Below are 11,387 nucleotides of genomic sequence, written 5' to 3'. Positions count from 1 at the left end.
ATTAATTTTCCAGAGCCTCGCTCAAGGGTATATTTTTTATTTTGGCAGAGGCTCTAAAATCTCTTGCTACTCGATGCCCAAAATTTATGCATTAGTACAAAAAAATTCATAGGTTACCGTATGAAACCGGTTGACATATGAAACCGGTTGACATATAATACGCTTGAAGGCGCCTCCAAATATTATCATTTATCAAAGGAGCAAATAAAAATGGAGAATTCAAAGAACCTATATTGGAAATTAAGTGCCTATTTCTTCTTTTTCTTTTTTACCTGGTCTTCAAGTTATTCTTTATTTTCAATTTGGTTAGGTCAAGAAATAGAATTGAGTGGTGCGGCAACCGGAACTATTTTCTCTATTAATGCTATTTTTGCCTTATGTATTCAACCGATTTATGGATATGTTTCAGATAAGATTGGTTTAAAGAAAAATATTTTATTCTTTATTAGTGCACTACTCTTATTAGTTGGTCCATTTTTCATTTATGTTTACGGTCCATTATTAAAATACAATGTATTATTGGGGGGGATTGTAGGCGGATTATTTCTAGGTACAACTTTTCTTGCAGGTGTCGGTGCCATAGAATCCTATATTGAAAAAGTCGGCCGCCGCTATGATTTCGAATATGGTAAATCAAGAATGTGGGGTTCATTAGGTTGGGCAGCGGCTACGTTCTTTGCAGGGCAGTTATTCAATATTAATCCGAATATAAACTTTTGGGTAGCCTCTATTTCGGCAATTGTATTATTTGCAATCATTTTATCTGTAAAAATTGAAATGACGGAACAAGAAATTGAAAGAGCAGAATCGGTAAAGTTAAAAGACGTTGGAAGACTGTTTCTTTTGAAAGATTTTTGGTTTTTCATAATGTATGTCCTAGGTGTAACCGTTTTCTATAATGTTTACGATCAACAATTCCCATTATATTATTCATCACTCTTCCCAAGTGAGCAAATCGGGAACCAAGTATTTGGCTACTTAAATTCATTTCAAGTCTTTCTTGAAGCAGGGATGATGTTTGCTGCCCCATTTATTGTTAATAAAATTGGACCGAAAAAAGGATTGGTTTTGGCTGGCCTTTTGATGGCGTTCCGTATTATTGGCTCTGGTCTTGTTACTGGACCAATTGGAATATCAGGAATGAAGCTTATTCATGCAGTAGAACTACCAATCATGCTCATTGCTATTTTTAAATATTTAGTAGCAAATTTCGATACTCGGCTATCTTCGGTATTGTATTTGGTAGGATTTCAGTTTGCTACACAAGTTGGTGCTTCAATTCTCTCACCAATTGCTGGATCCTTCTACGATCATATCGGTTTCCGTTATACGTATTTACTAATGGGAATAACGGTATTAGCTTTTACTTTAATATCAAGCTATACTCTTTTAAATTCTAAAAAGAAAAACGTGGGAAACGATAATGAACCAAATTTAAATCATGCGGTATAGGAGGAAGTTTTAGATGACAACGACGATGATAAACAAACTTAAAAGCGCAAATGAAGCCATAAATGAAGCTAAGAAAAAGGTTAATCCCAGATATCGCCTGGGTTACCATATTATGGCACCGGCTAATTGGATTAACGACCCGAATGGATTAATTCAATATAAAGGTGAATACCATGTTTTTTATCAACATCACCCATTTGATGAAAACTGGGGACCAATGCATTGGGGGCATGTGAAAAGCAAAGATCTCGTCCATTGGGAACACTTACCGATTGCGCTTGCTCCTACAGAAGAGTATGACAAAGATGGTTGTTTTTCCGGAAGCGCAGTTGATGATGATGGTGTATTGACATTAATATATACCGGAAATAGATTTATCGATCAGGAAAAAGATATACTGGATCAATGCCAGTGTATTGCAACGAGTACAGATGGTATTCATTTTCGAAAAGAATCCAATAATCCGGTTATACCAAAACATCCAGAGGACGGATCAGGACATTTCCGCGATCCAAAAGTTTGGAAACATAATGATTTGTGGTATATGATTCTAGGTACTAGAAAAGAGAATATAGGAAAAGTAGTTTTATATAAATCAACGGATCTGAGACAATGGGAATATCTTGGAGTTTTGGCTGAAAGTGATGGAACGCTTGGATATATGTGGGAATGTCCGGATTTCTTTGAATTAGATGGAAAGTATATTTTATTGTTTTCGCCTCAAGGGATTGAAGCGCAAGGAGACTTTTATAAAAATATTTACCAAACTGGTTATTTCGTTGGTGACTATAATTACGAAACAAATAAATATGAACATGGATCATTTTTCGAATTAGATCGAGGACATGATTTCTATGCAGTTCAATCATTCCTCGATGATAAAGGTCGGCGTATTGCGATTGGTTGGATGGATATGTGGGAATCGAACATGCCTACGAAAGAGGACGGCTGGGCTGGTGCCTTAACATTACCAAGACAATTAACTTTAGGAGAAAATAATAAAATCTTAATGAACCCTGTTGAGGAACTTACTTTATTGCGAAAATCAGAGCATCATGTTTGTTCAAATCAGTTGATCAAGAAAAATCTTCTTGTTGAAACGAAAGAAGATTTGCTTGAATTGAAGGTAGTAATTGATTTAGGAAACACGACTGCTCAAACGATTGGTTTAAAGGTTAGAGGAATGAATGAGGAAGAGACAGTTATTTCCTATCAAGTCAATAATCAAAAGTTAACAATGGATTGCACAAAATCCGGTAAAAAGGAAGACGGTGAAAGATGTGCAACTCTTGAAGATAATCAAAAAATTATCCTCCGTGTATTTATCGACCGATCATCTATTGAAGTTTTTGCTAACAACGGGGAAGTAACCATGACGAGTCGGATATATCCAAAAGAAGAGAGATTAGGAATCGAACTTATTTCCGAAAACGGAACAGCCTTTGTAAATGATTTTACCTATTGGAAATTAAAAGATATATGGAATTGACATTATCCAGGCTGTCCAGAAAGTCAAAAATTAATTCAATGTGTGTAGGTTGATTGAAATGAAGGTGGCGGCGACTCCCTCGAAAAATGCTAGTCGCATTTTCCTTTGTACGATGCAAATTCGTGGAAGCTTATTCAGAGTCTTGCGGGAACAGCAAACATATTCGACGAAAGCATAGCGGCAGCGAAAAGGCTTTTGTGGCGAAAGTGATAGCGACAGTCACACGAGCAGACGTGAGCAGGAGGGAGGAAGCGAGCATTGAGGCGGCTCAAGTCCTGCCCTAAGGTGCGCGTCCGCCATCGAAACGAAAATCAATCGAACCTATTCTTTTATCAATAAAATTTTTGAAGATGTACTTTAAGATAGCTCTTTTATTATCATTTTTTCTATGGTTTTATATTTAATTATAGAAAATCCTATTGAAAATCATTTTATGCATATCTACATTTTAAAAATTAATTAACTCCTTGAAAATGTTGACCTGACGCTGTTTTCAAGGAGTCTTTATTTATTTTACCGTCAAAGTTGGGAAGAGAAAGTATGAAACATAAAAAAGTTATTGCCCGTTGGAAATAGGATAGGGAAAACAAAGGTAACTTCGAAAGTCTTGGAATGAATCGCAATTACGAATAATTAATCGGATAATTTAGGTCATTTTAATTAATTACTAAAGTTTACTTAAAAACATTCCCTTTTTGCCGATATAAATTTATGGATACGTACTAGCTATCCAAGAGCTGAAAGGAGTAAATGAAAAAATGAACCAAGATTATTCTCAAGATGGAGAATATCATCCCATACTTAAAGCGTTTGTTGAAGTAGCCCCGTATTTTCAAATGTTGGTAAATGAAGATATTACAATTGGAATTTATGATACGGAAAAATTAATCCAAAATTTTCCTGCAAAAACATTTTCCCTTAATGTGACACCGGGGGATCCTCTTGTTGAAGGAGGTATTATCACGAAGGCAATCCGAGTAAACAAAAACCAAGCGATGGTAGTACCTGCTGAATTATTTGGTGTAAATCTGATTGCTCGTGCGGTTCCTATCCATGATGAAAACAGGCATGTGATTGGTGGCGTGGGAGTTGGTTTAAATGTTGAGAAAGCCAATAAGTTATCTGAAGTTGCTTCCAATCTCTCCGGCGTTTTTAATGAGGTAACAAATACCATTCAAGAAATGGCTGTCTCGATTACTCAACTTGCTGACAACATGAATTTTATTTCTGATAAGGCAAATGAAGTAAATAATAGTGTCAATCTTATTGAAATGGTATCTAATGTTGTTAAAGAAATTGCTGATCAAAGTAATTTGCTCGGATTAAATGCAGCAATCGATTCCGCACGAGCTGGTGAACATGGAAGGGGCTTTTCAGTAGTAGCCGATGAAATTCGTAAAATGGCTACCAATTCAAAAAACCAAGTTAATGAAATACAATCGATTACCAATCAAATAAAGAATGTAATTAATACACTTAATCAAAATGTTCAAAAAGCAAGTACAGAATCAGATTCCCAGTCTGCAGCAATTGAAGAATTGACTGCAACAATGGAGGAAATTAACACAAACTTACAAAATTTAGCCAAACTAGCCAAGGAAAATATTGAACTTAATCAATGATGGAGGAATAAAAATGATCAACTTTCGAAAATTATCTGGTCAATATATAAATCGAGAATGGAGAGACGGGAATAGTAGTCTCGTGATGGAAAATAAAAACCCATATAACGGGGAAATTCTTGCAATGTACAGAGCTGCAAATATAGATGATTTAAATGCTGCATATATATCGGCACAAACTGCACAGAAACAATGGGAAAAAAACCAATCCTGTTGTTAAACGAGGAGTTTTTGAAAGAGCTGTTGCTTATATAGAAGAAAATCATGAGGCAATTGTAGACATTATAATTGATGAAATTGGCGGGACAAGATTAAAAGCAGAGTTTGACCGCCTGATTATTCATGAAAAGGTTTATGATGAGTTTCTTGTAATGACAATTGTTGAATGATATCTTTTTCGATTTTACTAGGGGTTGTTGTAGGTGCATAGCGCTCTACCACTTGTCCGTTTCTATTGACAAGAAATTTCGTGAAGTTCCATTTAATATCTTTAGAAAGAACGCCACCTTTTTGTTCTTTCAGATAAGTAAATAGTGGATCTGCGTTTTCTCCATTTACATCGATTTTTGCGAACATTGGAAAGGTCACACCATAATTTACCTGACAAAATTGGGTTGTTTCCTCAATATTATCAAATTCTTGGTTGTTAAATTGGCTGCACGGAAACCCTAAAATTTCAAAACCTTGATCTTTATATTTGTCATAAAGTTTTTGGAGGTCTTTGAATTGAGGCGTTAACCCACATTTGCTTGCAGTGTTGACAATCAATAAAACTTTTCCTTCAAAGTCCTTGAGCGATTGTCCGTTACCATTCGTTTTTTTAACAGTAAAATCATAGACCGTTTTCATTTTATGCCCCCTAACAAAATTGAAAGTTAATAACACATCGTAATAAAGAGACCACTAAAAAATTTCAGTAATATCTATAAGATTCCTCGTCAAACTAGGTTTTTCTTGTAGTTCGCCGTATATATTATGTAAGTGAACGTATTCAGTAGTCTCATAAATAAATCGTACGCATTTTAATCGTACACGATATATTAATGAATTTCAATAATTGGGGATGTATATTTTCTATTAAAACGTGAGTATCGCACCTACGAAAACCAATAAATCAGTAAGACCAATTGTCGTCACCATTTTTAGCCAAGCCACCCCTTTTTTGCCGACAAACCAAATCCCGTAGCAAATCATGACCATATATAATCATGCACCAAAATTGGATTATCGGACAACATCCCAAGTTGCACAGAAAAACGAGTGAATAGTCATTCACCTTATGATACAATTAAAAATAATCAAATTCGGGATGTGGGTCTATGTTGTTTAAAAAGAAATTTGAGGAACAGACAGTGAATGGGGTAAGAATGGGGAATGGGACGGTTGCGTTTCGAGGTGTTAAATTAAATGTTCATTGCTTTTTCATTGATGGTGTGTTAATTGATACGGGGGCCCAGTCGTTGCAACGGTTTTTCACGCCATTTTTCCAACAGCTTGATATAGAAAAAGTAGTAATTACCCATTTTCATGAGGATCATACCGGATGTGCGGCTTATTTGCAGGAAAAATTTCAGGTTCCGATTTTCATGAATGATCTCATGATTAACTATTGTACGAAAAAGGCAGATTATCCGATGTACCGTCAAGTTTTTTGGGGAAGGCGAAAACCGTTCCGTGCAGAAGCGATTGGGAAAACTTTTCAGTCTGCCAATGCATCTTGGACGGTTATCAACACACCCGGCCATGCCATTGATCATCTTGCTTTTTTAAATGAGGCCACAGGGCAGCTTTTTACCGGAGATCTTTATTGTCAGGAAAAGACAAAGGTGGTTCTTCGGGAGGAAAATATTCTGGAAATTATCGCATCATTAAAAAGAGTCTTAACTTATGATTTTGAGGAAGTGTTTTGCAATCACGCCGGCTTCCTGAAAAACGGGCGGAAAGCTTTGGAGCGAAAATTGGATTATTTGTTGGACCTCGAAGGAAATATTGTCAAACTATATAGGGAAGGGAACACGCCGGAAGAAATAAAGGATCTATTATTTCCGAAAAAATATCCGATCACATTTTTCTCTTCCGGCGAATGGGATTCGATTCATATCGTAAACTCCATTATTAAACATCATGAACAAGTAAGTATTTAACTTGACCAGCAAAAACGCCGCCACTCAAATGTTTGTAAGTCGCAAATAGAACGCTCTGTATTTTTTAGCAAGAAGGGGAGAGTTGAAAAAAATGAGCTCTCTCTTTTATTTTTTCCATCCTCAAAAAAATTTACTAACACCACACTAAATCCTTCAAAAATACATGATTCTGCCAATATTCCCCTTCGTCGCAAGCAAAAAGTATTTGTCAAAATTACTTTGACATTCGGCAGAGTAGCCAATCATCATTCATTCCGCTGCATTCGTTTACTTAACTAAAAAAAGAATTGCCAATCATAATTCATCACTGCATTCTTTTCCTTAACAAAAAAAGCAGAGTAGCCAATCATCATTCATCTGCATTCATTTCCTTAACAAAACATGCAGAGTTACCAATCATAATTCACCACCGCTACAACCATTTCCTCAACTAAAAATTGACATAACCCGCATTTTACATAATGTTTTCAAGCAAGTTGGAGAAAAGCGATAACACAACCTACCATTTTTTTGCAGGAGTTATTCATCTTTTTGAAGAAATATCAGAGATAAATATACTTAAAAAATTGCGAATCTCCATCTTTCCAATGAGGTGATACCGATTGAAAAAGAAACTGGTTTACTCCATATTTGCTCTAGTTTTTCTAATCAGTGCATTTCTTATGTTTTTTTACGGTCAAAATACCTTTTATGTAAAAAAAGAAACGAGTACCACCGAACTAAAATATGATTATCATTTCGTTCTAATCCCGGAAGTAGAGGACAATGAATATTGGCGTCAAGTTGAAAAAGGGGCGAGGGATGCTGCGGAAAAACAGGGGGTGTATTTAGAATACATCGGGCCAAAACGTGCCAATCTCAATGATCATGTGAGAGTTTTTGACAAAGAGACTGCCGGAAAAGTGGATGGAATTATGGTACAGGGTTTATCTGATGAAGCGTTTACTCCGCTTATCAATAAAGCGGTTGAAAAAGGAACCTCGGTTATTACGATTGATACGGATCTGCCGGAAAGCAGAAGGGATGTCTATGTCGGTACAGATAACTATATGGCCGGTTTTATGGCGGGGAAGGCTTTCATTGAAGATACGAAAGGTGAACAAATGGTAGGCATTGTTATTGGACGTGAAGATGCTATTCACCAGCAACTTCGAGTGGAGGGTTTTAAAGAAGCGGTAAAGAATGAATTAAGAATAAAAATCGTTGGCATAAAGGAATCGAATATATCAAAAACCGGCGCGGTACAAGCTACATATGACTTATTGAAAGAGAATCCGAATATCACGGCTTTTTACGGTACAAGTGCATTAGACGGGGTCGGAATTGCGCAAGTCATCCGGACGATGCGGCCAATTCCGATCCGTATGTCATCACATTTGATACCTTGCCTGAAAATATTCAACTATTAGAAGCCGAAGAAATCGATGCCATCGTTGTTCAACATCCATATGAAATGGGATACACTGTAGTAAATATGCTGGTTGAATTAAAGAAGGGCAACCATCCGGAAAAAAATCAGCATACCCCTACAAGTATCATACGGAAAAATGACCTGAACCAATTTTTGCAGGAACATATTCAAGAAAATAACAAGTAGAAGGAATTCTCAGGTTATGAAGTCAATCCGGAGCAAACTGATTACTTATTTTTTCGTCTTTGTTATCTTATTTAATATCGTTGCAACCGCCATTTTTTTAAGCAGTAATCAACTGATGAAAACATATAATTCCAGCTTCGAACACTTTCTCTTATTCAATTCCATTTCGCAAAAGACAAATGAACTGATTAAAAAAGTGAACCGTTTTGTTGTGGAACGTGATTCACATGATGTTATCGACTTTCAAAAGATTCGTAGAGAGATTGAGAATGAAAAAATTAAATTAACGAAAAAAATGGATGGAATCGACCCGTATCAATTAAAAAAATATGAAAATGTGATTGATACATTGATTGTAGAAGGGGAACTGACAATCGGTTTTGCGATTCGTGATAATATCGATATGTATAATGACCACTTGGAAGAAGCACAAAATACTGCCATCTATTTAAAAGAAATAACGCTTGACTTAATTGATTTGGAATTGACGGAATACCAGTCTTTTTATCAGCAGTTGAATGAGCGAAATGATGCGTTTCGTCAATTTATTATTTATTTGTTTTTAACATCTGTTCTTTTGGCAGTCTTTTTCGCTCTTTGGTTTTCAAAAGAACTTAATGAACCAATCCAGGTGCTGACGAATATGGCCAGGGAAGTTTCAGCGGGAAAATTAGACGGAAAGACAATTGAAATCCAATCCAATGATGAAATGAAGATTTTAGGGGAAGCTTTTAATCAAATGCGCGGGAATATTCGTGAATTAATTCAGGAAATGCAAAAAAAGTCAGAGCAGGAACAACTCATGAAAGAACTGGAATTAAAACATTTACAAAATCAAGTGAATCCGCATTTTTTATTTAACACATTGAATACAATCTCAAGGATGGCTTTTTTAGAAAATGCCGATCAAACAACAAGATTGATTGAATCGGTTTCTTCCCTTCTCCGCTATAGTTTAGGAGATTTGGAGAAATCAGTACCATTACGTGAAGAGGTAAAAGTGGTAAAAGACTATTTCTACATCCAGCAAACCCGCTTTTTTGATCGAATTACCTTTCATACCGATATTGATGAGGGCTGTCTTGATACACGTGTACCGCGGCTGTACAGCGAGGCATTTGGAAAATTGGCTCCAAACTTGTTGAATTCCTTTTATTTAGTAATACCTGCAACCATAATATCTGCTCTATTAGGGGCAATGAATGGCTATGTAATATCGAAATGGAAGTTTAAAGGCTCGGAGATAGTATTTACGGGGATTTTGTTTGGTATGTTTATTCCTTATCAAAGTATTTTAATCCCGCTTATTCAATTTTTACGGGAAATGGGTTTGTATAATACAATAACCAGTCTTGTTTTCGTGCATGTTGTCTACGGAATTCCGATTACGACATTGATGTTCCGCAATTTTTATGCGAATATTCCCGATGAAATGATTGAATCGGCAAAAATGGACGGAGCCGGATTTTTAGGGATTTTTCGCTATATGATTTTGCCGCTGTCGATTTCCGGGTTTGTGGTAGTCGGGATTTGGCAGTTTACGAATATTTGGAATGAATTTTTATTTGCGGCAACAATTACCCAGTCCGATCAGCAGCCAATCATGGTCGCCCTGCAGAACCTGTCCGGCAGCCAAATCGTTCAATGGAATGTACAGATGGCCGGTGCTCTCATTGCCGCGTTACCGACATTGCTCGTGTATATCTTCCTTGGCAAATATTTTGTCCGCGGACTGTTGGCCGGTTCAGTGAAAGGATGATGGAACTAACCAATTTCGCCCAACTTAATCAACATAATCCCAAGAGTGAAAAAATTCTTGGGATGATATGTTTTTGAAAGCAAACGTGTTGGCAAATATGAGCAGACGCCGTTACAGAAAACTTATAAAAAAGTTATAATTTATTACAACTTTTATGTTTCCTTACTTCTTCATCGTGTCTGCTTTCACGTCTATCTAGTGAACAGATCGCTACTTGCATTTGGTGTAACACTCCAAAGTCGTAAATTCCCGACTAACGAATCGGTACATGTCTACATTAACTTGCATTGTTAAAATACAGATTCTAAAACATTTTCACCATATTTTTTAAGATTTATAGACGCTTGATAATCTCGGTCAACAATATTTCCACATCCGCATTCAAAAGTTCTATCGGATAACTTCAAGTTTTTTTTAAGTTTTCCGCAGCAAGAACACAACTTAGAACTTGGAAACCATCTATCCGCCAAAATGAAGCGAATATTATTCCAATTCGACTTGTATTCAATTTGTCTCCTAAATTCTTGAAAACATTGTTGTTGAACAGATTCAGCTAAATGTTTATTTTTCATCATACCTTTTACATTCAAATCTTCTAAAACAATAAACATTGGTTTTCTGTTTACGATCTCAGAAGTGATTTGATGTATGTAGTTATGACGAATATTCGTTAGTCTTCGTGAAACTTTTAAAAGTTGCTTTTCACTTTTTATAATGTTGCGTGTTTTCTTATAACGACTACCCTCCTTATTCATTTGATATTTTCTTGATATTTTGCGTTGCAACCTGCGCTTTTTCTTTTCTAATTGCCTAATTCTTTTTGTTTTATTTATATTTCCATAAACTTTACCATCAGAACAAACAGCTAAATCTTTTATTCCTAAGTCAATACCTATCCCTTCTGTTTTTGAAGGAGAATAATTACTATCTGTTTCTATTCCAACAGATACCCACCAATTCAAACCATCAAATGTAAATCGAGGATTCGTATACTTAACATTTTCACCAAATGGAATACGACCTTTTTCAGCTAATCGAATCCAATTTATCTTTTGTTTGTTTGACTTTTTACTTGAAGCAAATCCCTCTACTTTTACATGTGTTTTTGTGAATTTGATTTTCACATTATCCTGATAAAAACTAGGTGTAGATCTCTTTTTACTTTTGAATTTTGGATATTTTGATAGTCCTTTAAAAAATCGTTTGTAAGCATCACAAGCATCTTTAATAGCTTGTTTCGTTACATTATTACTTACTCAACTTTCGCATACAGAAATATTTAAGCATTGCTTGATATAATTAGGTATAGTGGCCAACCATTTAT

At 35.7% G+C, this 11,387-nt stretch carries 8 protein-coding genes and 3 pseudogenes; 9 read left to right on the top strand and 2 right to left on the bottom strand.

The annotated features are described in order from the left end of the window. Positions 1–210: 210 nt before the first annotated feature. The 4 genes from LIZ98_RS15160 (at position 211) to LIZ98_RS15145 (ending at position 4,783) form a co-directional block, all read left to right on the top strand. Positions 211–1,452 (top strand): MFS transporter, encoded by a 1,242-nt coding sequence (locus LIZ98_RS15160; protein ID WP_227140134.1) that lies wholly within the window; start codon positions 211–213, stop codon positions 1,450–1,452. A gap of 28 nt (positions 1,453–1,480) precedes the next feature. Next, on the top strand, positions 1,481–2,941 hold the full coding sequence (locus LIZ98_RS15155; protein ID WP_227140135.1) for a glycoside hydrolase family 32 protein: 1,461 nt from the start codon (positions 1,481–1,483) through the stop codon (positions 2,939–2,941). Between the two features lie 758 nt (positions 2,942–3,699). After that, a complete protein-coding gene (locus tag LIZ98_RS15150; RefSeq protein WP_227140133.1) occupies positions 3,700–4,563 on the top strand; it encodes a methyl-accepting chemotaxis protein in 864 nt (287 codons plus the stop codon). 13 nt (positions 4,564–4,576) lie between these two features. Further along, complete coding sequence (locus tag LIZ98_RS15145; protein WP_227140132.1) at positions 4,577–4,783, top strand: hypothetical protein; 207 nt, start codon at positions 4,577–4,579, stop codon at positions 4,781–4,783. A gap of 116 nt (positions 4,784–4,899) precedes the next feature. Here LIZ98_RS15145 and LIZ98_RS15140 read toward each other — a convergent pair whose 3' ends face one another. After that, entirely contained in the window at positions 4,900–5,412 is a 513-nt protein-coding gene (locus tag LIZ98_RS15140) for a glutathione peroxidase (protein WP_227140131.1), read from the bottom strand. Between the two features lie 470 nt (positions 5,413–5,882). Between LIZ98_RS15140 and LIZ98_RS15135 the strand changes: the two genes are divergently transcribed. From LIZ98_RS15135 to LIZ98_RS15120, 5 genes and pseudogenes are all read left to right on the top strand, one after another. Further along, complete coding sequence (locus LIZ98_RS15135; protein WP_041845866.1) at positions 5,883–6,707, top strand: MBL fold metallo-hydrolase; 825 nt, start codon at positions 5,883–5,885, stop codon at positions 6,705–6,707. A gap of 602 nt (positions 6,708–7,309) precedes the next feature. After that, positions 7,310–8,116: a substrate-binding domain-containing protein gene (locus tag LIZ98_RS15130; RefSeq protein WP_255602275.1), complete on the top strand. Its 807-nt coding sequence runs from the start codon at positions 7,310–7,312 to the stop codon at positions 8,114–8,116. Continuing rightward, complete coding sequence (locus tag LIZ98_RS18030; protein WP_255602274.1) at positions 8,092–8,304, top strand: hypothetical protein; 213 nt, start codon at positions 8,092–8,094, stop codon at positions 8,302–8,304. The genes LIZ98_RS15130 and LIZ98_RS18030 overlap by 25 nt, the downstream gene beginning before the upstream one ends. A 16-nt stretch (positions 8,305–8,320) precedes the next feature. Further along, a pseudogene (locus LIZ98_RS18140) lies at positions 8,321–9,343 on the top strand (sensor histidine kinase); the annotation flags it as partial. A 66-nt stretch (positions 9,344–9,409) separates the two neighbouring features. Beyond that, positions 9,410–10,063: pseudogene (locus tag LIZ98_RS15120) on the top strand (carbohydrate ABC transporter permease); the annotation flags it as partial. A gap of 290 nt (positions 10,064–10,353) precedes the next feature. On the opposite strand, the pseudogene LIZ98_RS15115 reads toward LIZ98_RS15120, so the two are convergent. Continuing rightward, positions 10,354–11,304, bottom strand: a pseudogene (locus LIZ98_RS15115) (RNA-guided endonuclease InsQ/TnpB family protein); the annotation flags it as partial. Positions 11,305–11,387: the final 83 nt, after the last annotated feature.

Origin of the sequence: Caldibacillus sp. 210928-DFI.2.18 (genome assembly GCF_020554505.1) — a bacterium.
Classification (GTDB): domain Bacteria; phylum Bacillota; class Bacilli; order Bacillales; family Caldibacillaceae; genus Caldifermentibacillus; species Caldifermentibacillus hisashii.
Note: the sequence above shows the minus strand (reverse complement) of the source record. Positions and strands in the feature narration are given on the sequence as shown.